At 57.2% G+C, this 26087-nt stretch carries 20 protein-coding genes; 2 read left to right on the top strand and 18 right to left on the bottom strand.

What is annotated here, in order from left to right:
• Nucleotides 1-61 precede the first annotated feature (61 nt).
• Nucleotides 62-1351, bottom strand: coding sequence for a citrate synthase (locus QN062_RS09420; protein ID WP_369341543.1), 1290 nt, complete (start codon nucleotides 1349-1351; stop codon nucleotides 62-64).
• Nucleotides 1352-1661: 310 nt separating this feature from the next.
• Nucleotides 1662-2471, bottom strand: coding sequence for a type I methionyl aminopeptidase (gene map / locus QN062_RS09415; RefSeq protein WP_369341542.1), 810 nt, complete (start codon nucleotides 2469-2471; stop codon nucleotides 1662-1664).
• Nucleotides 2472-2696: 225 nt separating this feature from the next.
• Here map and QN062_RS09410 point away from each other — a divergent pair, with 225 nt between their 5' ends.
• A complete protein-coding gene (locus tag QN062_RS09410; protein WP_369341541.1) occupies nucleotides 2697-4778 on the top strand; it encodes a M13 family metallopeptidase in 2082 nt (693 codons plus the stop codon).
• Between the two features lie 220 nt (nucleotides 4779-4998).
• Here the strand turns inward: QN062_RS09410 and QN062_RS09405 are convergent, their stop codons facing one another.
• The 12 genes from QN062_RS09405 to ettA form a co-directional block, all read right to left on the bottom strand.
• Nucleotides 4999-5553 (bottom strand): single-stranded DNA-binding protein, encoded by a 555-nt coding sequence (locus tag QN062_RS09405; RefSeq protein WP_369341540.1) that lies wholly within the window; start codon nucleotides 5551-5553, stop codon nucleotides 4999-5001.
• Between the two features lie 260 nt (nucleotides 5554-5813).
• Complete coding sequence (locus QN062_RS09400; protein WP_369341539.1) at nucleotides 5814-7628, bottom strand: proline--tRNA ligase; 1815 nt, start codon at nucleotides 7626-7628, stop codon at nucleotides 5814-5816.
• Nucleotides 7629-7688: 60 nt separating this feature from the next.
• On the bottom strand, nucleotides 7689-9122 hold the full coding sequence (locus QN062_RS09395) for a DEAD/DEAH box helicase (RefSeq protein WP_369341538.1): 1434 nt from the start codon (nucleotides 9120-9122) through the stop codon (nucleotides 7689-7691).
• Between the two features lie 229 nt (nucleotides 9123-9351).
• Complete coding sequence (gene orn, locus QN062_RS09390) at nucleotides 9352-10053, bottom strand: oligoribonuclease (RefSeq protein WP_369341537.1); 702 nt, start codon at nucleotides 10051-10053, stop codon at nucleotides 9352-9354.
• 222 nt (nucleotides 10054-10275) lie between these two features.
• A complete protein-coding gene (gene guaB, locus QN062_RS09385) occupies nucleotides 10276-11823 on the bottom strand; it encodes an IMP dehydrogenase (protein WP_369341536.1) in 1548 nt (515 codons plus the stop codon).
• 271 nt (nucleotides 11824-12094) lie between these two features.
• Entirely contained in the window at nucleotides 12095-13267 is a 1173-nt protein-coding gene (locus QN062_RS09380) for an MraY family glycosyltransferase (protein ID WP_369341535.1), read from the bottom strand.
• On the bottom strand, nucleotides 13264-13968 hold the full coding sequence (locus QN062_RS09375; protein ID WP_369341534.1) for an L-threonylcarbamoyladenylate synthase: 705 nt from the start codon (nucleotides 13966-13968) through the stop codon (nucleotides 13264-13266). Before QN062_RS09375 ends, QN062_RS09380 begins: the two co-directional genes overlap by 4 nt.
• Before the next feature lie 137 nt (nucleotides 13969-14105).
• On the bottom strand, nucleotides 14106-15077 hold the full coding sequence (gene prmC / locus QN062_RS09370; protein WP_369341533.1) for a peptide chain release factor N(5)-glutamine methyltransferase: 972 nt from the start codon (nucleotides 15075-15077) through the stop codon (nucleotides 14106-14108).
• Between the two features lie 74 nt (nucleotides 15078-15151).
• Nucleotides 15152-16246, bottom strand: coding sequence for a peptide chain release factor 1 (prfA, locus tag QN062_RS09365; protein WP_369341532.1), 1095 nt, complete (start codon nucleotides 16244-16246; stop codon nucleotides 15152-15154).
• A gap of 188 nt (nucleotides 16247-16434) precedes the next feature.
• Nucleotides 16435-16647 carry a 50S ribosomal protein L31 gene (rpmE, locus tag QN062_RS09360; protein ID WP_369341531.1) on the bottom strand — a complete coding sequence of 71 codons (213 nt, stop codon included), beginning with the start codon at nucleotides 16645-16647 and terminating at the stop codon, nucleotides 16435-16437.
• 252 nt (nucleotides 16648-16899) lie between these two features.
• Nucleotides 16900-17811, bottom strand: coding sequence for an acyl-CoA thioesterase (locus QN062_RS09355; RefSeq protein WP_369341530.1), 912 nt, complete (start codon nucleotides 17809-17811; stop codon nucleotides 16900-16902).
• Between the two features lie 274 nt (nucleotides 17812-18085).
• A complete protein-coding gene (gene ettA / locus QN062_RS09350; RefSeq protein ID WP_369341529.1) occupies nucleotides 18086-19762 on the bottom strand; it encodes an energy-dependent translational throttle protein EttA in 1677 nt (558 codons plus the stop codon).
• A gap of 503 nt (nucleotides 19763-20265) precedes the next feature.
• Between ettA and QN062_RS09345 the strand changes: the two genes are divergently transcribed.
• On the top strand, nucleotides 20266-20886 hold the full coding sequence (locus QN062_RS09345; RefSeq protein WP_369341528.1) for an ECF transporter S component: 621 nt from the start codon (nucleotides 20266-20268) through the stop codon (nucleotides 20884-20886).
• Nucleotides 20887-21092: 206 nt separating this feature from the next.
• On the opposite strand, the gene QN062_RS09340 is transcribed toward QN062_RS09345, so the two are convergent.
• The 4 genes from QN062_RS09340 to QN062_RS09325 form a co-directional block, all read right to left on the bottom strand.
• A complete protein-coding gene (locus tag QN062_RS09340; protein ID WP_369341527.1) occupies nucleotides 21093-22481 on the bottom strand; it encodes an amino acid permease in 1389 nt (462 codons plus the stop codon).
• Between the two features lie 227 nt (nucleotides 22482-22708).
• On the bottom strand, nucleotides 22709-23755 hold the full coding sequence (locus QN062_RS09335; RefSeq protein ID WP_369342595.1) for a LacI family DNA-binding transcriptional regulator: 1047 nt from the start codon (nucleotides 23753-23755) through the stop codon (nucleotides 22709-22711).
• Between the two features lie 242 nt (nucleotides 23756-23997).
• Nucleotides 23998-25011: an ADP-ribosylglycohydrolase family protein gene (locus QN062_RS09330; RefSeq protein WP_369341526.1), complete on the bottom strand. Its 1014-nt coding sequence runs from the start codon at nucleotides 25009-25011 to the stop codon at nucleotides 23998-24000.
• 1 nt (nucleotide 25012) lies between these two features.
• A complete protein-coding gene (locus QN062_RS09325; RefSeq protein WP_369341525.1) occupies nucleotides 25013-25996 on the bottom strand; it encodes a carbohydrate kinase family protein in 984 nt (327 codons plus the stop codon).
• Between the last annotated feature and the right edge of the window lie 91 nt (nucleotides 25997-26087).

Here is a 26087-nt window from a genome sequence, read left to right as displayed (position 1 = left end):
ACTCAGACCGTTCACTCACGTTTCGCGCGGCAACCGAAGTCCTCTGGGGCCCACGTGGATGTCAGCGCTCTTCAATCGGAACGTAGTCGCGCTGTGGCTCTCCGGTATAGACCTGGCGTGGCCTGCCGATCTTTGTCATCGGATCCTTCAGCAGTTCGCGGTATTGGGCAATCCAACCGGGAATTCGACCGAGTGCGAACAGGGTGGTGAACATTTCGGAATCGAAGCCTATCGCCTTGTACAGCAGGCCTGTGTAGAAGTCGACGTTCGGATAGAGATGCCTTGAGATGAAGTAATCGTCGTGCAGGGCTATGTCCTCGAGTTCGGTGGCAACGTCGAAGAGCTCACGATCCTCGCTCTGCGGATTGAACGATCGCTCGTTCATGATGCGCGTGAGCCATTGCTTCGCTATCTTTGCTCTGGGATCGAAGGATTTGTATACGCGATGGCCAAGGCCTGATATGCGATGGCCCTCCCTTTTGGAATCCTCGACGAACCGGCGCACGCCGATGCCCGAATCCTTTATCACCTCGAGCTGGCGCAGAACGGCCTCGTTCGCTCCGCCGTGCAAAGGCCCTGAGAGCGCATTGATTCCAGCCGCGATTGCGGAATAGAGATTGGCATGCGCAGACGCCGCTATGCGTACGACGGAAGTCGAGCAGTTCTGCTCATGGTCAGCGTGGATGATGAGCAGCTTGTCCAAAGCCTCGACCATCAGGCGATCCGACTCGAAGGGCTGATACGGTATCGAAAAGCTCATCCGAAGAAAGTCATCGACATATCCGCGCGTGACATCGGGATAGAGCAGGGCCTCGTTGCGCCTGCGACGATGGATCAGGGAGACGATCGTCCGCACCTTGGCCATGATGATCGCCGCCGCCTCGTCAAGCTGCTCATCGTCGTCGATATCGCAGGTATCCGGACAGAACGTCGCGAGGGCGTTCACAGAGGATGCCAGCACACTCATCGGGTGGGCATTCCTTGGGAAGGAACCCAGCAATGTGCGGAAGTCTTCACCGACCATGGTATGCTTCAGCACGCGTTCACGGTAGCCATCATATTCGGACCGAGATGGAAGGGAGCCCTTCTGGAGGAGCCAGGCCACTTCAAGGAAGTTCGACTGGTCGCAGAGCTGCTCGATCGGATATCCTCGATAGCGCAGAATCGATCGCTGGCCGTCGATGAAGGTGATCTTGGACTCACACTGAGCGGTGGTGAGAAAGCCCGGATCGAGCGTGACCCAACCGTCGTTTCTCAGGGTGGACACGACGATCCCGTTGGGGCCACAGGTGGCCTTGACAACGGGAAGCTTGAACGAATCGGAATCAACGTCCAAATTGGCAATAGTCATGATGAGCCTCCAGCTTCTCGTGCGTATCCTCGTCGAACGATGCGGTCGCGGGTGATATTGTGCGATTTGTTTCGTTACGCATAGCTGTGCGCTACTGAAGACGACATGTTACCAGAAAGATTGTTACATCTACGAACCGTCGTCTCATATCGATGCCTGGCAACGCAGCGGGAGCAGCCGCCACGGAGGCGGGCCTGAATCCGGTCTGGGCTGCGACGCCGCGCATGCAATGCCATACGCATCGACCGCGGCGTCAGGTTCCCGACCGGATCAGGCCTGCGGCGTCAGATGGCATTGTCACCTTGCGGCGTCACCTTGCATTGTCCGGTATTGCGGCATCTTCCTCGTCACGGCGGGTGAGAATGATGGGGCCGTCATCGGTTATCGCGATCGTGTGCTCGGTGTGGGCGCCTCTCGAACCATCCGCGGAACGAAGCGTCCATCCATCGCGCTGATCCTGAACGATCTCATCGGTTGTCCTGAGGAACCAAGGCTCGATGGCAATCACCAGTCCCAAACGGAGCTTGTAGCCGTGGTGGGCCTTGCCATCGTTGGCGACATGAGGATCGCCATGCATGATGTGTCCCACGCCATGACCGCCGAATTCAAGATTGACGGTATATCCCTGCTCATGGGCGACATCGCCTATGGCTGCCGACACATCTCCCAGGCGGTTCCCCGGCACGGCCTGGGAGATGCCTGCCCTGAGGGCATCGACGGTGGTCTTGATAAGTCTCAGGTCCTCGGGATCCTCGCGCTCACCGACGACGAAGCTGATGGCCGAGTCGCCGACCCAGCCATCGACCGTGATTGCGAGATCGAGGGAGAGCAGATCTCCATTCTTCAGGGTGTAATCATAGGGGACGCCGTGCAGAACTGCATCGTTGACCGACGCACAGATGTAATGTGCAAAGGGTCCGGTGCCGAAGTCCGGTGCGTAGTCCACGTAGCATGAAACGGCGCCCTTTCGCTCTTCGATGCGGCGACGGACATAATCGTCGATTTCCAGTAGATTCGTTCCGGGGTGCGTTGTCTCACGCAGGTTCTTGAGAATGTCGCCCACGAACTTTCCAGCAGGTCGCATGGCCTTGATCTCATCTGGTGTCTTCAGCTCTATCACTTGATAATCTTTCTCAATAGTTGGATGGTAAGTATCTTACCTCTCCCCTTGACCATCCTAATCGCCTGCGCGTGGACCTGGCATATGCGCCCAGCATATGCGCCCGGCATATGCTCCAACGACTGGATGGCAATGCCTCACACAGCGGAATCAGCCGGAGGAAGCGCCTTCTTCTCTTTTGTCACAGACATTATGTTGTCACCTTGCGTGGCTACGCTTTTGAATATGACAAACGATTTACAGTCAGGCATTGACCCGACATCATTCTCCTCAGTAGTTAGGCCGACTCAAGATCTCTTTCGCTTCGTTAACGGACCCTGGGTCGACACGTATACGCTTCCTCCCGATCGGCCGGCTTACGGTTCCTTCGCAGTGCTCGCCGAAAACGCGGAAAACCAGATTCGCGACATTCTCGAGGACGCTTCCCATCCCGCACCCAAATCGACCGTGCTCTACAACAGCTTCCTGGACACCGACGCGATAGAGCAGGCAGGCATCCAGCCAATCATGTCGGACCTGAGTGTCATCGATGACGCCGAGGACAAGTCAGCACTCACCAAGGTGCTGGGTTCGCTCAATCCGACCGGCGGACCCGACCTGCTTGATCTAGGTGTCTACGGAGACCCGGGAGACGCGGGACGCAACATCATCCACATCGCCCAGGGTGGTCTCGGACTTCCCGATGAGGCATATTATCGAGAGGAGCGCTACGCCGTCATTCGAGATTCATATGCCGACATGGTCGCCAAGTTGCTCCACCTCGCCTCGAATGAGTCACCGATGAGCGATGCGCAGGAGCGTGCACAGGAGTTTCTGGCATTCGAGACGCATCTTGCGGCGCATCATTGGGACAACGTCGAAACCCGCGACGAAGACAAGACCTACAACCCAACGACATACGATGAGCTTTGCTCCGCTCTTGACTCATTCGACATCGACGCCTGGGTATCAGCATGGCAGTTCGCATACAATGCCACCCTGACCTCCGCAGACCAGCCCGTCGACATGAAGCTTGCACTTGCGCACTCGATAGTCCATGAGCCAAGCTTCCTCACCGGACTCAACGACCTTTGGGATCGTTCGGATCTGAAGGACCTCAAGCTATGGGCACGCGTGCACACGCTGATCTCATGGGTCACCTTCATGAGCCACGAATTCGAACAGGCCAAGTTCGATTTCTATGGCAGGACGCTTTCCGGAACGACGCAGATGCGTGACCGCTGGAAGCGCGGCGTGGCTCTCGTCAACTCCACCTGCGGCGAGGAGGCCGGGCGCGAGTATGTGCGCCGTCACTTCCCCCAAAGCAGCAAGGAGCAGATGGAAAAGCTCGTCGGCAATCTGATCAAGGCTTACGAATCCTCCATTTCTGCAAGCTCGTGGCTTGGCGAGGACACCAAGAAGAAGGCGCTCGACAAGATGGCGAAATTCTCGCCAAAGATCGGCTTCACCAACCATTGGCGCGACTACACGGCGCTTAAGGTCGCTGCCGACCGCAGTCTGATCGCCAATCTCCGCATCGCCAACGCCTATGAGACCGGATACCAGATCTCCAAGGCCGGAATGCCGGTCGACAAGGATGAATGGCTGATGAATCCTCAGACCGTGAATGCGTATTATGAGCCGACTCTCAATGTCATTGTCTTCCCAGCCGCAATCCTGCAGCCACCATTCTTCGATCCAGACGCGGACGACGCTGCCAACTACGGCGGCATCGGAGCGGTCATCGGACACGAGATCGGACATGGCTTCGATGACCAGGGCAGCAAGTACGACGGCGACGGTCAGCTTCATGACTGGTGGACTGCCAGCGATCGCAGCAACTTCGAGAAGCGCACCAAGGCGCTCATCGAGGAATACAATGCCTTCGTCCCCCAGCAGCTTGCAGACAAATACGCCGAAACGCCAGACAAGGCCCCGCATGTCAACGGTGCGCTTACCATCGGCGAGAACATCGGCGACCTCGGTGGTGTCAACATCTCACTCAAGGCATATGCGTTCGCCTTGGACGAGAAGGACGGCAAGCCACGTGACGCAAGCCCTGAGGGTATACAAGATGCCCTTGATCGCGCTCCAGAGATCGACGGCTTCACCGGATTGCAACGCTTCTTCCTCTCATACGCGACCATATGGCGCACAAAGATGCGCGACGAACTCGCAGAGCAATACCTGCAGATAGACCCGCACTCCCCCGCGGAATTCCGCACGAACGGCATCGTGAGCAACGTCGATCTGTTCTACAAGGCATTCGATGTGAAGAGTGGGGATGGCATGTGGATCGAGCCAGAAAGCCGCGTACGCATTTGGTGATCAGCTGAGGAAGCGCGCGTTGCATGCTCTTCCTCCTTTTGTTCAACCTTGCGCAAGCCTTGCTGTTTAAGTAGTCGTGGATGCCTGTTCTGAGATAACGCAGAACAGGCATCCACGACTACTTTTCTGGCGATCTTTTGAGCAATCTGCCTGGCTGATTCATCATGCAATGTTGCGTGCGCTTCTCAGCCATCTGGTTAGAAGAGGCTTTCGGTGTGACCTATGCGGGTTGGAGAGTTTTCTGTGCTGCGGCAGGAGGAATCGTGGGCTGCTGCGTGGCAAAGGGATGGTACTCGGTTTTGGGCGATGCACTGTATGGCGCGCTCTGGCGTGTCAGCGTGCGAGCGACTTTCTGTGCATCTGCAGTGTGCGGCTCATCATGGTGATCATCGGGTAGGGCGACACGCGATTTTCTGCGGGTGAATGAGCTCACTCCCAATCCAAGATGGTGCCCGATGCAAGAAGCCTCGATGATCACGGCAGACTGATGGTCGCCATGTCTGTCGGTCCATTCCTCTGTTTCGAGCACACCGTTCACCATGACTGGCTGGCCTTTGTGAATGGAATCGAGCACATTCGCCGCGAGCGACTTATACGCTTTCACCGTCATCCATGTGGTGGCACGTTCTTCCCACTGATTTCTTCTCACATGGAAATATCCCCGAGTCGAAGCCATGCGAAAGGTGCAGACGGGATTGCTTTCCTCCCGTCCAAGTCTCAATGGTTCCGTAGCAACGAATCCAGTGATCGTGATCGTTCCCTGTTGCGACGCCATAATGATTCCTTCCTCAAAGTTGCCTGGGCTCTGTGGCCCGATCTATTGCCGCCGTGGTTTCTCGAACCGCGGTATGACCACTATGTCAATCCCGAAACAGGGAATACAGCAGAGACGGAAATGTGGTCGAATATGGCGAAATCCCAAGATACTGAGGGATCCACACCATATTCGACCACATTTGTCACCATCGAAATGCGCTGAACGCATCTTGAAAGATCGGCGAATGCACGAATTGCGAGCTAGAAGCCGCCCTGCGATCAGACCAGAGTCGCCACGCGGTCGGCGATCGCCTTCGCGGCATCGGCGGCAGGAACCGACTGCGAGTTCGAACCGTCACGGTCGCGGATCTCAATCGTTCCATTGCTGGCAGTATCCCTTCCAGCGATGGCGACGACAGGGACGCCGAGCAATTCGCTGTCCTTGAACTTCACGCCAGGAGAGACCTTCGGACGGTCATCAAAGATCACCTCGACCCCTTGACGTTCGAGCTCGCCGACAAGCTTCTCCGCTGCCTCGAACACCTTCGGGTCCTTGCCTGTGGCCAGCACATGGACCTGAGCAGGAGCAACCGCAACGGGCCAGGCCAGACCGCGGTCGTCGTGGTGACTTTCCGCAATGCATGCAAGCACACGTGACACGCCGATGCCGTAGCAGCCCATCCATACGGGAACCGCCTTGCCATTCTCATTCAGTACCTTCAGGTCCAATGCATTCGAGTACTTCAGCCCAAGCTGGAAGACCTGTCCAATCTCGACTCCACGCTCGAAGCTCAAAGGACCGGAACCATCCGGGCTCATGTCGCCGTGGCGGACCTCGACGGCCTCGACCCTTCCGTTCGCCTCGAAGTCACGGCCATATACCGCGTTGAACACATGGGTTCCCTCGACATCCGCACCGGTGATCCACGCGGAGCCACGGGCGACATGGCGGTCGAGAAGATAGGTGATCGGATCCTCGGCCCCTTCCCGCTCCGTCTGAGGGCCAAGTGACCTCGGACCGATGTATCCCTTCACCAGTTCGGGATGGCTCCTGAGATCGTCGGCGGTGGCCTCTTCGATCTCCGCTGGTGCGAACTGTGCTTCGAGCCGCTTCATGTCGACCTGACGGTCTCCCGGCACGCCGATCGCGACCAATTCACGCCATGGCCGGTCATGGTCCTTGTCCTCGGCATGCTTGACGGCAATGAGCAGATTCTTCAGCGTATCCGCAGCGGTCCACGCACGGCCATCCTCACGAGGATGAAGCGCGTTCGCCTGACTTACCAGGGACTCGATCGTCGAGGAATCCGGTGTTGAAAGCGCCTCCATTTCGGGAGTCGCGGAACAATCGATATCATCGACTTCGGGTGTGGTCAGTGCCTCCACATTCCAAGCCTTGCCTGACGGGGCCTGGGCGAAGGTGTCTTCGCCAATCGCCAGCGGAGCCAGGAACTCCTCGGACTGCGAACCTCCCATGGGGCCGGATACGGCATGCACGATGACATACTTCACACCGAGCCGATCGAAGACTCGCTGATAGGCATCGCGCTCATCCTTGTAGCAGGTCTTCAGACCTTCCTCATCGATGGTGAAGGAATATCCGTCCTTCATGATGAATTCACGGCCTCGGATCAGTCCCGCACGCGGACGGAACTCGTCGCGATACTTGGTCTGAATCTGATAGAGGTTCACGGGAAGATCCTTGTATGAGGAATACATGTCCTTCACCAGCAGCGTGAACATTTCCTCGTGGGTGGGAGCAAGGAGGTAGTCCGCCTCATGGCGATCCTTCAGCCTGAAGATATTGTCGCCATACTCCTCCCATCGATGCGTCGCCTCATATGGAGCCTTGGGCAGCAGTGCGGGAAGATGCACCTCCTGCGCACCGATAGAGCCCATTTCCTCACGAACGATGGCCTCGACCTTGCCAAGCACACGCAATCCAAGCGGAAGCCAGGCATATATTCCGGGAGACGTCTTGCGAATGTAGCCTGCACGGACCAGAAGTTTTGCCGAATCAACATCGGCATCCGCGGGGTCTTCACGCAGTGTGCGAAGGAACAGTGATGACATGCGAAGCGCTTGAGAACTCATGAACCACAAGATTATTCACATTGAGGGACATAGCCGGTCCGTCACGCCCATGGCCGGAGCCTAGAACAGCGCATTCTGTGAGAAGCCATCTGCCGATTCCTCGGACAGGGCATCATCGAACTCGTCAATCGCCGGTTCGATGGCGAACGAGCGAGCACCCTCGTCCGACAGCTTCGCCGATGCCGCCTTCGAATCCTGGCGCAGCACCGAATCGAGCGCCACCGCCTCGGGCGATACCAGGAATGCATGCTCGCTGATGCCACGCAGATACAGCCCGTCAAGGGCTTCGACCCTCGAAAGGGCGACATATCCCATGCCCGGCGCGAATGTCCTTCGCAGATCCATCACGGCCCTGTCGAGCGTCATCCCCTGGGACTTGTGAATCGTGATGGCCCAGGCGCATCGAAGCGGGACCTGGCTGACCGAGGCGAGCACGGTCTCTCCATCCATCATCTCCCACGACGCTGGCCTCATCGTGACCGTGTTGCCGTTCTCGAATTCCACGACCGGCCAGCCACCCTTGTTTTCCTTGGCAAAGCCTTGGACGGTGCCGATCGAACCATTCACGTATTGACGGTCCGGGTCATTTCTGAGCGCCATGACATTGGCGCCCTGCTTCAGCACCAGTCGCTCCGGTGCGAGCATGTTCTTCTTCAGCCGTTCGACAAGCTGGGCGGACCCTGCCGATTCCGCATGGAACTCGTGCGCATCTAGCATGATCTGTGCAAGACGCATGTCGTTGAGTGCATCCGCCTGGCGGTTCACCGGAAACAGATTTACCGCGACCTGCGAGGAATCGGGTGTCTTGCCTAGCCTGTCGGCCAGGACATCGTGGTCCTGCTGGCTGACCGAACCGTCGCGTATGTCCGTCAAAACAGTAAGCAGCTGACCATCGTCCTGACGGTGCTGCTCCGTGAGGTAGCAGATCACAGGGTTCAATGCGGGCCAGACGAGCGATTCGGTCACGAATCCGTCTGAATCCTTGCCAAGACGTGCATATTCCTGACGAGAGGTGAGCAGCAGTTCGTCGGGCATGATCGCATCGGAGTCGCGTCGCGAACGGGTGACAGGTGGAAGCTGGAAGAAATCTCCCGAAAGAACCACCTGCAAGCCGCCGAATGGCTCCGGATTGTTGCGCAGCGCCCGACATACCTGATCTACCATATCGAACAGCCACGCATGCATCATCGAGACCTCATCGATCACCAGAATGTCTGTCGACTCGATCTTGCGCTTACGCCTGCTTCTGATTCTTTTCAGCAGCTCTGCCGTCATTATCTTCGAAACTCCGACGCCGCTCCACGAGTGGATCGTCTGCCCGTTGACATGCGTCGATGCGATTCCGGTCGAGGCGGTCACCGCCACCGATGCGCCCTCCGCCCGCTTGCGGCTGATGAACTCGTTCAGCACAAAGGTCTTGCCAGCGCCCGGAGCGCCGGTGATGAAGACGTTGGCACCCGCATTCAGGATGGCTGAAGCTTCTTTTTGGAACATGGCCCCATCGTTTCACTCGGATCATACAAATGGAAGGATCCATGGGCGGAAATCCGTCCTGGATCGTCGGGATTGCAAGTTTTGGGGACTTGCCGAAGTAGCAGGCTCGATTTGCTGCGGATATGCAACGACGTTTCGCCAAAAATCGGCTTTGTCTACTTTGGCAAGTCCCCAAAACTTGCAATCCCGACTGCGAAATGCTCAAAAACTCTGCGAAATGCCAAAAGACTCAGTAATCGAGCTTTTCCGGCGTCGAAGAATCTTCGACGGGAGCCCCCTGATCCTCATATGTGCGCAGCAGACTGGTGCTTTCGATTGCAGCCGCTCCTGCCTTCGCCTCTTCGTCCGACGCTCCTGGCGTCGGAGCGAAGAACATCTTGCGGTAGTAGCGCAGTTCGTCCATCGACTCGATGATGTCGGCAAGTGCTCGATGTCCCCCGTGCTTCTCTGGCTTGTTGAGATAGACATTGGGATACCACCGGCGGGAGAGCTCCTTCAGCGTACTCACGTCAATCACGCGGTAATGCAGCAGTGACATGAGGTCAGGCATGAAACGATCAAGGAACTTCTTGTCCGAACCAACCGAATTGCCGGCAAGATGGGCCTTCCCGCTCTTGGGAAGGAATGGCTTCACGTAGTCGATGATCTGTCGCTGCGCGTCAGCAAGGGCCAGGCCCCGCTTCATCTCCTCGATGAGACCGGAGGAGGTGTGCATATGGCGGACGAAGTCGTTCATCTGGGCAAGCGCCTCATCCGACGGCTTGATGACCAGGTCGATGCCTTCATCGAGCACATGCATGTCGAAGTCGGTAGGAACGACCGACACCTCGCACAGCTCGTCATGGAAGATGTCAAGACCTGTCATCTCGCAATCGATCCATATCATTCGCGATTCCTCTGAGCTGAAGGTCGTATCGTCCTTGCTCCCCATAACTTCCACCTTTCGTTCCTCGTCGGCGCAGAATGCCGAACTCTCTAGACTATATCGGAATGGGGACGAATCATCCGCTGCCCCATATAAGAGATCCCGAATGAGCGAAGCGCGCTCATTCGGGATCTGGTCAGTGCATATGCCGCACATACGTTCCCACCGACTGTCTGGAACGACCCTGCTGAGGGACAGCCGTCAGATCAGGCAGAGGAATCCTGGCAATCAGTTATGGAAGCCAGTGTAGTTCGGGGCTTCCTTCGTCATCACGATGTCGTGCGGATGCGATTCGCGCAGGCCTGCGTCGGTGATGCGAATGAACTTGCCCTTCTTCTGCAGCTCGGCAATGTCATGCGCGCCTGTGTAGAACATCGTCTGATGCAGGCCGCCGACGAGTTCGTAGAGCACATAGTTCAGCGGGCCGCGATATGGGACTTCGCCTTCGACGCCTTCTGGAACGACCTTGTCGTTGCTGGTCACATCAGCCTGGAAGTAGCGGTCCTTCGAATAGCTCTTCTTGCCACGCGGAGCCATCGCGCCGAGAGAACCCATGCCGCGGTAGATCTTGTATTGCTTGCCGTGCAGCAGCACCTTCTCGCCAGGAGCCTCCTCCGTTCCGGCGAGCAGCCCACCGAGCATCACCGTGTCTGCGCCGGCGACGATCGCCTTGGCGATGTCACCGGAATAGTGGATTCCACCGTCAGCGACGAGAGGAATGCCTGCCGGCTTGCATGCGAGACTGGAATCATAGACGGCGGTGAGTTGTGGAACACCGACGCCTGCGACGATGCGCGTCGTGCATATGGAACCGGGACCAACGCCGACCTTCACGGCGTCGACTCCGGCATCAATCAGCGCCTGAGCACCCTCTCGAGTCGCGACGTTGCCGCCGATGATCTGCACGCCATCGAAGGCGCGATCGCTTTTGATGCGCTTGATCATGTCGAGCATCAGCTTTGCATGACCGTGCGCGGTGTCAACGACCAGAACGTCGACGCCCGCATCGACCAAGGCGGTCGAACGCTGCCACGCATCTCCGAAGAAACCCACACCGGCGGCGACACGCAGTCTGCCCTGCTCGTCCTTGGTGGCGTTTGGATACTGCTCCGTCTTGACGAAGTCCTTGACGGTTATCAGACCTGCAAGCTTGCCTTCGCCATCGAGCAGTGGAAGCTTCTCGACCTTGTGCTGGGCCAGCAGCTTGTGAGCGTCCTCACGGGTGATGTTCGAGGGCCCGGTGATCAGGTTCTCCTTGGTCATCACATCGCGGACCTTCAATGTGTCGTAGTCCGATGGGTTCACGAAGCGCATGTCACGATTCGTGATGATGCCGACGAGACGATCCTCGCTGTCCACGACCGGAAGTCCGGAAACATGGTATGCGGCGCAGAGCTTGTCAAGGTCGGTGAGCGTCGCGTCAGGCGTGACGGTCAAAGGATCGGAGATCATGCCGGATTCGCTGCGCTTCACGATATCGACCTGATTTGCCTGGTCCTCGATGCTCAGGTTGCGGTGGAGCACCCCAATGCCACCGTTTCGGGCCATCGAGATGGCCATCTGGGCTTCGGTGACGGTGTCCATGGCAGCGGACAGCACCGGGGATTTCATCGTGATTCCCTTGGTGAGATGCGTTGTCGTGTCTACCTCGGAAGGTATCACATCCGATTCGTTGGGGAGGATGAGCACATCATCATATGCAAGTCCAAGCTTCTCGAACAATGGTGGAACTGGAGTATAGCGGGATTCTGAATTCTGTTCAGTCAATGTAGCCATAACAGTACTGTATATTCGGATACTGACCTTGACGACACATTCGCTTCGCTGATATCGAAACCTGAGTCATTGCAATGGTTAACTGCATTAAAAGAAAAGTTCCTTCGCTGGCCTTCATCGCCATGCTGCTCGCATGCCAGCCACGAAGATGCAAGTTTTTGGCACTTGCCGAAGTACAGACCGGTGAAATCGTTGCAGCTGCGGACGGCATCATGCCGTTTTCCCGACTTTCTACTTCGCGAAGTGCCAAAAACTTGCATCTCGAGCCATTCTATTGCTTCGGCTTCCTTCGTTCGTCCTCGAAGGCCTTCCCCTTTCGGCGGGCCGCTGCAAGAGCGGCATTCTCCTCGCGGATCTCAGGAATTCTGCGGCGGTAATACGGATACAAGGTCGCAATCGTCAGCACGATCGCCGCTACGACAAATCCAATCGCTACGTACTGGGCCTTGAAGAAGAGAATCATGATGGAACCGAAGGAGATGAGTCCGGCCCATCCCCACAGAATCAGCACTGCAGAACGCACCGAATGACCTATGCGAATCATGCGATGATGCAGGTGCATCCGATCCGGATGGGTCGGCGACTGACCGTGACTGAGCCGCCGCACGATTGCAAGGAACATGTCGAGCACGGGCAGGAACAGGACCAGCAGCGGCAGCAGTATCGGCATGAAGACCGGCAGATATATGCTTGCGTGCACTGAGACAGGATCGAGACGCCCCGTCATCACGATAGACGCGCAGGTAATCAGATAGCCCAGCAGCATGGAACCTGAATCTCCCATGAACAGCTTCGCAGGATGCCAATTATGAAGGATGAAGCCGATGCACACTCCCACGAGCATGACATCGATAAGCGTTGCCATCGAAGCATAGCTCGGCGACGTTCTGGCGAGGATATACGAATAGATCGCAAAGGCTATGCCGCCTATCGCCACGATTCCAGCCGCAAGGCCATCGAGTCCGTCCACGAAATTGACAGCGTTGATGGACGCGACGAGCAGGAATGCCGTGATCGCCATGGAAAGGCTCGGCGAGGCCGTCACCAGGGAGCCAAGGGGCAGGGAGATGATCTGAATTCCTCCCCACGAGACCAACACCGATATCAGCAGCTGACCGGACAGCTTCAGCATCCAGTCGAGATCCCACAGATCGTCGGCCACACCCAGCATGCAGATGAGGAACGCTCCGAAGAGAATGAACCACGCCTGATTGCTGGATGCGAACAGCCCGTTGATGAATGGGAAGGTGCTTGCATACGCAGTCGCGACAGCGAACCCGATCAGCATGCCGACACCGCCCATGCGAGGCGTCGGAACGGTATGGATGTCACGTGCGCGCACTTCGCCGACGGCCCCGATTCGTATTGCAAGGTGACGAACAAGAGGGGTCACCAGCCAAGTGACCCCTCCCGCAATCGCGGCAATGAAAAGGTAGACTCTCATGCGCTGGTTTCCGCCGAGCCGCTTGCTCCTGGTCTATGGAAGGCATGACTGCCAAGCAGACTGGCGTTGGCATGAATGATGTCCCGTAGCTGGGACTCAGGGATGACCCCTTGCCTGAGTATCGCGATGCCATCCTTGCCCGTTGACGAGGCCGCGACGACCGTGCTCGCGACGGGACCGGGAGTCGGGCCCGCATCGAGGTACAGCGCAACGCTGTCGCCAAGCTGCTCCATCGCCTCCTGGACATTCTGAGCGCTTTGCATACCCGAGACGTTCGCGCTCGAAGCGGCCAGAGGCCCTGTTGCAGCAAGAATGCGACGGGTGCCATCCGCATCGGGAACGCGTATTGCCTGCGTTCTGACCGTCGGTTCGACCTTGATGGTCTGCAGCTGCGTATCCGCACTCGCAATGCATATTGGCGAGAACGCACCTGGAAGCAGGGATGCCGAAAGGACATCGAGCGGATATGGCAGGCTCAGATCGAGTCTGGCAATCTCCTCGGAACTGGCAAGCAGCACCTGCAGGGATTTGGAACGTGACCTGCGCTTCGCCTCGAACAAGGCATCTATCGCTATGTCGTTGAAGGGGTCGCATGCGATGCCATACACCGTGTCCGTAGGCATGACTATCAGTCTGCCCTCGTGAATGCATTCTGCGGCCAAGGCCAGTGAATCGTCATCGATTGAACGAATCTCACTCATACGCACCTATCATCTCGCTTTGCTTCTGCTCTCATATGCCGAAACCATCCGTACCAAAGCCCGCGAACGGTTCACCCTCAGTCTACATTGTCGAATTCTACGCAAGGTTTCCCATGGAACCGTGGAATGAAACGAATTCAGCGCGTGGCGACCAGGAAGCGATCGCGATGGGTAAGATCCTGTCCGGTTCGCGCTCTCTGATATCCCCTATCCAGGGCAAACTCGCGAAGGGCACTGCCTTGGGAGATGTCATGCTCCATGACAAGCGTCCCGCCGTCCTTGAGCAGGGTGGCGGCCCTCTCGATGATTCGCTTCGGGAATGCCAGGCCATCAGGCGAATCCCCGTATAACGCCAGCTCGGGTTCCCAATCGCGCACTTCGCTCTGTTCGGGAATCTCACGCTCGGGGACATAGGGAGGGTTGCTGACGACCAGGTCGCACTGCCCATCGAGCTCCTGCAGCGTGGATGCGTCCGCCGCATCTCCTTCGATGAGCTCGAGCGTGCTTCCGACTTCATCGATGCGGTTGCGATATGCCTTGATGTTTCGGCGGGTCCATGCGATTGCCCGCTTCGAACGTTCGACGGCGTGAATGTCCGATTTGGGCATCTCGGTTGCCATGCTCAGAGCAATCGCTCCCGAACCGGTGCACAGGTCGACGACGCGGTGGCGTTGGGACCTGCGCTCCCGCAAGACCTCAAGGGCGGCCTCCACGACGAGCTCCGTTTCCTGACGAGGTATGAACACGCCCTCTCCCACAAGCACATCCAGAAACCTGAAATGCACATGACCGACGATGTATTGCAAGGGTTCATGGTGCATTCTTCGCTCGATCAGCGCTGAAAAGCGTATCAGACAACGCTCTGAGCACCGCGCAGAAACCACAGGGTCCAGCTGATGCCAGCGTGCGAGCGCGGACCGGAGACTGACTCCCATGATCCTTGAAGTGCGAATGTCGTTCACGCTTACCTCGGCGCCGTCGGAGCTCGCAAAGGCCAGCAGAACCATGGCGTCATGCTCTGGCGAATCGATGCCGCCTGCCCGCAGACGGTCGGCCGCATGACAAATGAGGTCTTCAACGCCCTGCTCGCCCGTACTAAAGATTTCCATAAGATTCAGACCATCCGTAGTATCCAAGTCAGCCGTATTGTTCAAGTGATCAGTCTTATCCAAGGCGTTCCAGACTACTGCTGCTGACCTGCCAGACGCTTGGCCTCGTCGGTCTGCATGTCAGAGTCGATGACGGCCTGCAGATCCCCATCCAGCACCTGGTCAAGGTTGTATGCCTTGTAATTCGTACGGTGGTCGACGATGCGGTTTTCCGGGAAGTTATAGGTCCGGATTCGCTCCGAACGATCCATGGAACGGACCTGCGAATGACGCATGTCGGCAGCCTCCTCGGCCTCCTGTTCATGCTTCATGGAGAGCAGGCGCGATTTGAGCACGCGCAGGGCCGCCTGTCTGTTCTGTATCTGAGATTTCTCATCCTGCATGCTCACGACGATGCCGGTCGGAATATGGGTCATGCGCACAGCCGAATAGGTCGTGTTCACCGACTGCCCGCCAGGGCCTGAGCTCATGAAGATGTCGATCTTCAGGTCCTTGGGGTCGATGTCTATCTCGTCGTCGTCATCATCCGCCTCTGGGAAAACGATCACACCTGCGGCAGATGTCTGGATGCGCCCTTGGGATTCCGTCACTGGTATGCGCTGAACCCGATGAACGCCACCCTCATACTTCATGCTTGCCCATACGCCGTCCAAAGGAGATTGAATCGATTTCGAACGCAGGGCTATCGACACATCCTTCACGCCGCCAAGCTCGGTGGAATTCTCGCTCATCAATTCGGTCTTCCAACCGCGCTTCTCGGCGTATCGCGTATACATGCGAAGCAGATCGCCCGCAAACAGGGCGGCCTCCTCGCCACCGGTTCCCGCCTTGATCTCCATGATCACATCACGGGAGTCATCGGGATCACGGGGAATCAAGGCATTGCGAAGCTTCTCTTCGGCCTTCGGCAGCTGCGCCTCAAGGCCCTTGGCCTCGTCCAGAAAGTCCGGATCCTCGTCAGCCATCTCCCTCGCGGCAGCATAGTCGTCACGAAGGCTTGCATACTTCCTGTATGCACTCACTATCAGCCCAAGTTCAGAATGCCGTCTGCCAAGCTTGCGCATCGCATCCGGATTCGAGGCAACCTCGGGCTGGCTCATCTGCCTTTCGATGTCTCGATATTCCTCGAGTGCCGTCAGAGCTGCCGGGAATTGCTCGTCGGATGCCATTGAATCCCTCTCCACTATCGTTCTCTGCACTTCTTGCGTTCTCTGCACTTCTTGGCTTGGTCCCACCGCTCAGCATCCAGGCGGCCCGATAAAGAATCTGCCCCGGAAAGCTTGATGAAGCCAATGAAAAAGCCAACCCCCATCCGGGCATCGCAAACGATCCCAGCCAAGGATTGGCATCAGTAACGCTACTTGTTCCTCTTGCCGTAACGAGCTTCGAAACGAGCGACACGACCACCGGTGTCGAGAATCTTCTGCTTGCCGGTATAGAACGGATGGCATTTCGCGCACACGTCAACGGTCATGTGATCGCTTTTCTCAGTGGAACGCGTGATGAAGTGATTGCCACATGAGCATGTGACTTCCACCGCATGATATTCGGGATGAATTCCCTGCTTCATATTGACTCCTAGAGTTCAAGGCACCGGGTCGCCATGCCCCTATGGCAGACGTGAACCGGAACTGTTGAGATTATACGCCATAACCCCAACCGCATGCTCACCCACAGCGAATTGCTTCAAACAGACGTTGCCGACGCATAAGCCTTTCAATCGGGGGCTGCCCTCAGCGTCGCTGCCTGGTCTGCCACATGAACGGCTCTGTCACATGAACGGCTCTATCACATGAACCGCTCTATCACATGAACGGCTCTGTCACATGGACTGCTCGGGGACGCGAATCATCGCCTCCTGGGCGATTGCGCCAACCAGCGTACCATCCTGGGAATAGACCTTCGCATAGCTCAGGCCTCGGCCGTGAGCGGCCGTTGGCGTGTCCTGAACGTAGAGATGCCACGAGTTGATGTCCACATCCCGATACCACCACATCGAATGATCGATCGAGGCATACGAGATTCCCGGAGTCACCAGACTCAGGCCCGCCCTGCGCAGGACTGGCTCCATCATGATCTGATCGCATCCCAGCGCGAGCATCGCTCGATGCAGGACCTGCGAGATCTCGGCCTTGCCATCCGCCTTCATCCACACCATCTGTCTGCCGGAGTCAGCGTCGACTGCCTTCCTGTCAGCGCCCATGAGCAGGGTCTCGCCGACATGACGAATGTCGAACGGCGATTTGGTCGCATAGAAATTGGCGAAGGGTGACTTTTCCGCGAATGGGGTCATCAGGTCCTTCGCGCTCGTCAGAGACTCGGGATCGGGAACGTCGTCGGGCATCGCATCAGCGAACTCGACGCCCTGCTGGTTCGGCTCCTGGAAGCTCGAGATCGAAGTGAGAATCGACCCCTGCGATTGCGTGGCGTTCACGCGCCGGGATGAGAATGACTTTCCATCCCGCAGATTTTCGACATCGAACAGGATGTCCTGCCGAATGTCACCGGCGGAAACGAAGTATCCATGTATGGAGTGAGGCAGCCGACCATGGGGAACCGTCTTCGATGCCGCAACCACCGCCTGCGCGATGACCTGACCGCCATAGACCCGCCCGGTTGGGAAATACATACTCTCGCCATTGATGTATGTGTGGCTTCTATATTCCGAAGGCTCCCCCAAGCTGAGCACTCTCACCAAATCATCTAGCGGCGTTCCGGATTTAGTTGATGGCATCCTCTTCCCCTTTACGTTCTCGGCACACTCTACCTGCAACGATATGACACGATGCTTGACATTTCCGCCTTATATCTGTTGCAGTCTATACATTCCAGGTAAATAACAGCATGCCTTATGTAACGAACAGGTTCAGAACGTGAACAGTTCGTGACGAGGTCTGTCCCAGGCTGCGGTTCATCGTTCCTACACCGCTCCTGGGAAGTGCCTCGCCACCCTGTCACCTCGCATCAAGGCATCTGCGTCATCCTCGCCCCGCATCGGGGGGAGGCGCTCAGCGCGTGAGCTTGCGGTGCAGACGGTGAGGCTTCGAGGCCTCTTCGCCCAGCCGCGCGACCTTGTTCTCCTGATAGGCCTGGAAGTTCCCCTCGAACCAATACCAGTTGCCCGGATCCTCGTCGTTGCCCTCCCACGCGAGGATATGCGTGGAGATGCGGTCAAGGAACCACCGATCGTGGGATATGACGACGGCACAGCCAGGGAACGCGAGCAATGCGTTTTCAAGGCTTTCCAAGGTCTCCACATCCAAATCGTTCGTGGGCTCGTCGAGCAGCAGCAGATTGCCGCCCTGCTTGAGCGTCAGCGCAAGGTTCAGACGGTTGCGCTCACCACCGGAGAGCACTCCCGCTGGCTTCTGCTGGTCAGGTCCCTTGAAGCCGAAGCTAGCGACATAGGCTCGCGTGGGAACTTCGACCCCTCCTACCATCATGAAGTCCAGTCCGTCCGAGACGACCTGCCACAGGTTCTTGTCCGGGTCGATGCCTTCGCGGTTCTGATCCACGTAGGAGATCTTGACCGTGTCGCCGATGTCCAGGCTGCCGCTGGTGACGGATTCGAGACCGACGATCGTCTTGAACAGCGTCGACTTGCCGACGCCGTTGGGGCCGATCACGCCGACGATGCCGTTTCGGGGCAAGGTGAAGCTCAGGTCGTCGATCAGCACGCGGTCGCCGAATGACTTATGGATATGCTCTGCCTCGAGAACCTTCGAACCCAGGCGTGGCCCCGGCGGAATCTGAATCTCGGAGAAGTCGAGCTTCTTGTTGTTGCGGGCCTCGTTCTCCATCTGCTCATAGCGTTCCAGACGCGCCTTGTTCTTCGCCTGACGGGCCTTCGGCGAGCTGCGCACCCAGTCGAGCTCCGAGTTCAGACGGCGGGACAGCTTGGCATCCTTCGCGCCCTGAACCTCAAGACGCTTGGCCTTGGTTTCGAGGTACGTCGAATAGTTGCCCTTGTATGGATAGAGGTGGCCGCGATCGACCTCGCAGATCCACTCTGCGACGTTGTTGAGGAAATACCTGTCGTGGGTCACGGCAAGAACCGCACCCTTGTATGAGTGCAGGAAGTTCTCCAGCCACAGAATCGATTCGGCATCAAGATGGTTGGTCGGCTCGTCGAGCAGCAGCAGATCGGGCGCTTCGAGCAGCAGCTTGCACAGTGCGACGCGTCTGCGCTCCCCACCTGAAAGCACGGTGACCGGCGTGTCTGAATCCGGGCACTGCAAGGCATCCATCGCCTGGTCGAGCTGACTGTCGAGATCCCATGCGTCAGCGGCGTCAATCTCTTCCTGAAGCTTGCCCATCTCTGCCATCAGCGCGTCGAAATCCGCATCGGGCTTGGCCATTTCCTCGCCAATCTCGTTGAATCTGCGAATCTTCGCCTTGATCCCGCCGAATGCCATCTCGATGTTCTCGCCGACGGTCTTATCCTCGTCGAGCGGCGGCTCCTGCTGCAATATGCCGACGGTATACCCTGGCGTAAGCTGCGCTTCCCCGTTCGATACCGTATCCAGACCTGCCATGATCTTCAGCAAGGTGGACTTTCCCATGCCGTTCGGCCCGACAACGCCGATCTTCGCTCCCGGTATGAAGCTGAGCGTCACATCATCGAGGATGACGCGCTCTCCGAAAGCTTTTCTTGCCTTGATCATTTGGTAGATGAACTCTGCCATGTGCTATCTTTTCCGTCTTTCTTGTCTGTTCCTGTCAGTGTGATGCGAACCGTGCAGCCTGCAAGGTATCGCATCCAACTCCCGCCCCGCGAAGCCGAAATACAAAATATCATCATTCTTCAGCTTTTCCAATGATTTCAGGGGCTCGTTACATGCCATCACCAATCCTACAGTCACTCCACGATGGCATATATCAAGTTTTTGGCACTTGGTGAAGTATCGAAGTCATGAATCGGCTTGGATTGGTGCATGTCTCGGCTCCATCAAGCCAAAAATAGCGCGGGATACTTCGCCAAGTGCCAAAAACTTGAAAGCTCGTTCCGATTCGTTTCACATTCGTTCCAATTCGTCCCATATTCGCCTGAGGCGAGCACGCGCCGTTGCAGACACGCGGTAGAGTGTTCCTCGGTGTTCCCGCCCGAATGCGCAGGTCAAGGAATGCCGTGGCCGCATATCTTGCAGCCTCCATAGCAGTGCGCACAGCAACATTGGAGACGATCCTCATGACAAACATCACAAGAAACATACGCAATCATTATGCCTGGAGACCCGTTGACATAGCAGTCGCGGCAGCGATCGGCGTAGCATCCGGCCTCATCTTCTGGGGATTCAACTATGTCTCCGCATGGCTGTTCCCACTGCTCCGCGCCATACTTCCCGGAACCGGCAGCCTCTTCCACGCAGTCTGGTATTTCTCCGGACCGCTGGCGCTTCTGATCATTCGCAAGCCAGGTTCCGCGGTTTTCGTGAATCTGGTAGGCAGCGCTGTCGAGATGCTTCTTGGGAATATGTTCTCCGTCAGCTTCGTCTTCGTGTCCGCAATATTCCAGGCATTGTTCTCTGAACTGGCCTTCGCCATGTTCCTCTACAGGCGTTGGACTCTCAGCGTCAGCATGCTGTCGGGCCTGTTCACCGCAATAGAGTATGGCTTCTATCTCCTGTATTTCCAATATCAGGGCGTCTCCTTGTTCAGCGCCTACGGGATCACCCATATGATCTGCGAGATGATAGGTGGAGTCCTCATCGCTGGGGTCATGAGCTGGTATCTCTTCGTGGCAATATCCAAGACCGGTGCCTTGGATAGGTTCTCATCAGGCCGTTCCCTGGCCCCGAAGGTCGACTAGCGCAGGACCAAGCGGCGCCTCGCCATGCATACCGGCGAGGCGGAGAGTCGAGCATGGCGGTCCATATGCCACGTTCGACTCGTCCCATGCAGCAGACGCTTCACGACAAGCTTCCTCGCATGTGGATCGCAGTCTGCAATGGCTGGCACTGAACCGCCGTCATACGATGTCATACGCCGTCATGCTGCGTCATTCCGGTCTGGCGATCACGCATGCATCCTCTTCTCTTTCGCCCGCCTCCTGGGTGAACGATACAGCGCAATGCAGGGCATCGTCAGCGACAGCACCACAACAGCCGCTATCACGGGATAGCTTCCCTGCGGAATGCCCGATTGCCCGGCAGCTGGGATGAAAGTCATCACAAAGGCGCATATGCATGCGACGATGCCCATGACAGCCATGGCATACAGTGCAGGAGCCCTGTATCCGTCGTTGCCGGTCTTATGCAGTCTTCGAAGGTTGATGCTCGCCGCAAACATCAGCATGTACATCATCACGTAAAGCGCGACGGCCATGCCGATCAGCAGGGAGAACACCATGGACACGCTCGAGGGAAATATGACGTACAGGAACGCCAGCAGCGTCACGATTATGCCCATGATGATCAGAATGCCGGATTGTGCGCCATTTCGGTTCGTCGTCTTGAAATAGCTTGGCAGGCATCCATCTTCGGCGGCATCGTAAAGTCCACGGGACGGCCCGGAAATCCAACTGACGATGGACGCGATGGCGCCGAAGACTATGGCCAGTCCCATCACGTTGCCCATGAAACCCATATGGAACGTGGAGAACATGGTCTGGAACGCGATGACCGTTCCGTCGGAAAGATTGACATCCTTGGGCAGCACCATCGCAAGGACCAATGTCGGGATGATGAAAATCGCGAGCGCTCCGACGAAGGCGACTCCTATGACCCTGGTGTACCTTTTCGGATGCTCCATCTGCTGGGCATGGACGGCGTTGACCTCCATCCCGCCAAAGGCCAATACATTCTGCACCACGAGCGCGATTGCTGCGACATTCGTGAAGTTGGGCAGTGCGGAGCTGGCCGTCAGCGTCGACGACACATGCTGGCCGCTCAGAAGCCATGCAGCCCCCAGGATCACAAGCAGCCCTGCGGGAATGATCGTTCCGACCAGTCCGGCGACCGAGGCGACCCGGGCGAAGAGATTGCCACCCTTGAGCGTGAGCCATATCGCCCACCAAAACACCACGATGATGACCGTCGTGACATACGCGCCTGAATCGGAAAGACCGCCCAGACCGAAGATGGAAGACAGCGCACCTGCGACGAATGCCAGCTGTGCTGGATACCACACCACGTTATGAATCCACTGCATCCAGATGGCGGTGAAACCCCAACGCTCCCCCAGCCCCTCCTTCACCCACTGGTACACGCCGCCCTGATATGTGCTGCCAAGTTCGGCGGAGATCAGGGCGGTGGGTATGAAGAACATCACGGCAGGAATCAGGTACAGGATGATCGACTGCCATCCAAGCACCGCCATCGCGGGAAGCCCGCGAAGCCCTGCGATGGTTATGATGGTCATTATGGACATTTGCGATGCTGAGATCAGCGTCTTATCAGATTTCACCGGCAGTAGTCTTCCCCAATAGCATTGGTCATTCAGCATGAGTCATTGAATATGAATCATTGCATTGCCCGCACCGTCCGCGCCTTCCAGAAATCGGATGGCTGTGACGATGACCTGTTACAGAGTACCCATAGGGGTGAAATTCACAGGGGTGAAATTCACAGTGGTGAAATTCATAAGGTTGAAATTCACGGTGGCGAAATTATCCAAGATGGCCGCGGCCTGTCTCAGGCACCCACATTCCCGACTACCGATTCCTTCTCGATCAACGTGCATTCGACCTTGGCTCGCAGTGCGTCGAGCCTGGGAAGCTCCGCATTGGTCTGCGGAGGTGCGACCTCGTCAACGTCGAAGTCCTCGAGGAGCGAGATCAGCTTGCGGGTGCCCCAGCAGCCCATCTCATAATGTGGCAGTTCGACGGTCGTCAGATGCGGCGACAGCGTCTCTGCCAGAACCTGATGGTTGTCCACGCCGATGACGGATATGTCCTTTCCCACTTCGAGACCATGCCAGGCGGCAGACTGATACACGCTCCAGGCACGGGCATCGTTGAAGCAGAAGAATCCGTCGGGATGATGGGTCTTCATCAGCGTTTCGGTTGCGGCAAATGCCTCGGCTCCGATCGCAGGATTGATGACCAGACGCTCGTCATAGGCGATATGATGCTTCGCCAAGGTATCGCGATAGCCCTTGAAACGTCCGGTCTGGGCAGCGATCGAATCATTGAGGCCGATATAGGCGATGCGTTTGCATCCCGCCTGGATCAGGCGCTCCGTCACGTCCTTGCCGATGCGAATCTCGTCGGGAACCACCGATGGCAGATTGGCGAGTTCATCCGTCGCATCGACCAGCACGAGTGGATCCTTGCGAAGCACCTCCGGAACGGAAGTGGGCTGATTGAACATGCGTGCATAGAGAAAACCGTCGACGCCGTATTGCTGCAGGGTTTCGATCTCCTTGAGTTCCAGCTCCTTGTCGCCGTTGGTGTTCACGGTAAGCAGGGTATAGCCGAACATTCTCGCCGCGTCCTGAGCTCCGAGAATCAGGCGTCCGGCAAATGGCGTGGTGGCGATCTCATCGCTGATGAAGCCGAGGATGCGGGTCTTGTTGGTTCTCATGCTGCTTGCTATGCGATTTGGCTGATACCCCATCTCCTTGGCCGCCGCCCGGATTCTGCCTGCGATTTCCGGCTTTATCCTTCCCATATCCCGGTTATTGAGCACAAGTGAGACCGAAGAGATGGATACGCCAGTCTGCTTGGCGATTTCCTTCATTGTGACACTTGCCATGCTTTTCCTCTCCGAATGCCAATCCGGCCATCACCCTCATGGCCGCTGCATGTGAAATTGCCAAGTAGTCGATTCCACATCCATGTCAAACGTTACACGTAAGCCAGCCAAGGACAATCATAATTCGCCAAACGCTTGCTTGCCTGTGGAACCATGCGTAATTCTTGGAACTATGCGCAACTCGTGAAACCATGAGCAATTCGTGAAACCATGAGCAATTCGTGGAATCATGCGCGCGGTGCCCTTGCCGAGTCGACGATGCTCGACATCCCTTCGGCAGTGCCACCAAAATCGATGGCATTGACGCCTTGCAGCGTATCTATCTCATCATCCGTCAGATTGCAGTCGTATCCGCCACAGATGCCACCGCAGATCGCGCCGAGCGTGTCGGTATCCCCACCGATGCCCGCGCATGTTCGTACGCACAGACGCAGATTCGCCCGGTAGCGGTAGACGATCGTTATTGCGGCCGGGACGGTCTCAATGGTTTCCAGACCCGTTCCCATGAAGCCGTAGAGCTGGTCACGGAACTCATCTTCGTCGGCGCTGTCGGCGATGTGACGGCCATAGTCTATGCGCCTGAGAATGTCTGGCGTGGGCAGCGGGTTGCCAAGATTGGATGACAGGGCTCCCGCCTGATGCACGAAACCGTAGTACTCGTTCCAGTCGATGTCCTGGTTATCGAACATATAGCTCACAGCGGCCGCGACGATGCATGCCCCCTGAATGGCCACCTGGGTATTGTGTGTCGGCATGCAGATCGCCGACACATTGCGGATCAACCCCTCCATGTCAGCGACGGGAGAGATGAGCCCGATCGGCGCTATCTTCATCGAGGCGCCATTCGTCGTTCCCCAGATGCCTGACTCCTTCAGCGGCGTGCCATGCCGGATTGCCTCGATGGCGCCCTTCGTGCTCGGTCCCACCATGACCGCGCTGCGTTCATCATGGTCGAGCCAGTCCATCAGATATTTCACGAACAGCTCAGGGTCGACCCTGCCTTTGGCATCGATGAGCATGTTGCACAGGAATATCGCATTTTCGGTATCGTCGGTGACCGTTCCGGCGGGAAGATGGCGGATGAATGTCCCGACGTCATCGGGGCTCTCGTTGAATTCGGTGATGTCACCATATCGTTCGGCAATCTGAGACCTTGTAAGATTCTCCGTCGGCATTCCCATGGCATCGCCATATGCAATGGAAAGCAGCACGTTTCGCACCAGACGGGCAGTGGATGTCATTTCAATTCTCCTTATGAGCGATCGTTCGAAGGTCTTCTCCCATACCGTTGCCATGACTGGCAAGGAATTCTTCCACCCTTCCCCGCGTGGGAGAGGACAGAGCACCATAGTCCATGCAGGTCAAGGCAGCGCAAGCCGATGCAAAGACAAGGGATTGTCTCATCGGACAGTCACCTATGATGTGCTCGGTCATGAATGCACCGATGAACGAGTCCCCGGCGCCGGTCGTGTCCCTGGCATCGATGTCGAAGGCGGGAACGTCGAATCTGCGATTCGAGGCATCGACGGCGCATACGCCACGCGATCCCTGGGTCAGGACGATGATCCCCGAAAAGTGCCTCCGCACGAATTCGATTTCGTCATCGATCTCGTAGCTTCCCGCACAGGGCCCGACTCCTTCCTGACATGGTGCGAAGACATCGACGTAGTGGAGTAGCTCATAGAGGAATTCTCGGTCTATGCCCTTGGACAGCACCGTTTCGAAGTCTTCCTGCATGTTGCATACGACGGTTTTCCCCTTGTCCTTCGCGATTTTGGCGGCGGCAAGCGAAAGCTCCGCGGGATTGAGGTCAAGATACAGCACGGAAGTCTCATTCATCAGGTCAAACGACGCCTCCTCCATGCTGATCGGCGGAAGCGCCCTTCTTCCATCGCCATCGAGAACGAGGGCCTTCTCTCCATGGCCATCCACATAGATCAGGCAGCGCGGAGCGGCGAAACCGCCCTGCTGCCGAATCACCCCTCTGGTATCGACCCCGATGCGTCGCAGCGAATCGACTATCGCATCGCTGTCCGCGTCATCGGCGACCTTCGAGATCGATGCAGTCCGAGCTCCGAGTCGCTGTGCCTGGACCAGCACGTTGGTCCCGCTGCCTCCAAGCATGCGACGCGTCGAAAGCACGCTGCAGAATCCATCTCTGACGGGCAGATGATCGACCACCTTGATCGTGTCGAGTGCGCTGCCGCCCAAACCCAGGATATCCATGCCAACCTCATTCCAATAACCTGCTGACTTGGTCCACGCCGCGGGCATCGCCCCCGCGGAACCTGCCTGTCCCGGCATGCCGGCCTGCCGC

Origin of the sequence: Bifidobacterium sp. WK012_4_13 (genome assembly GCF_041080835.1) — a bacterium.
Classification (GTDB): Bacteria; Actinomycetota; Actinomycetes; order Actinomycetales; family Bifidobacteriaceae; genus Bombiscardovia; species Bombiscardovia fermentum.
The sequence above is the reverse complement of the archived record's forward strand: the minus strand, read 5'-3'. Positions and strand labels throughout refer to the sequence as shown.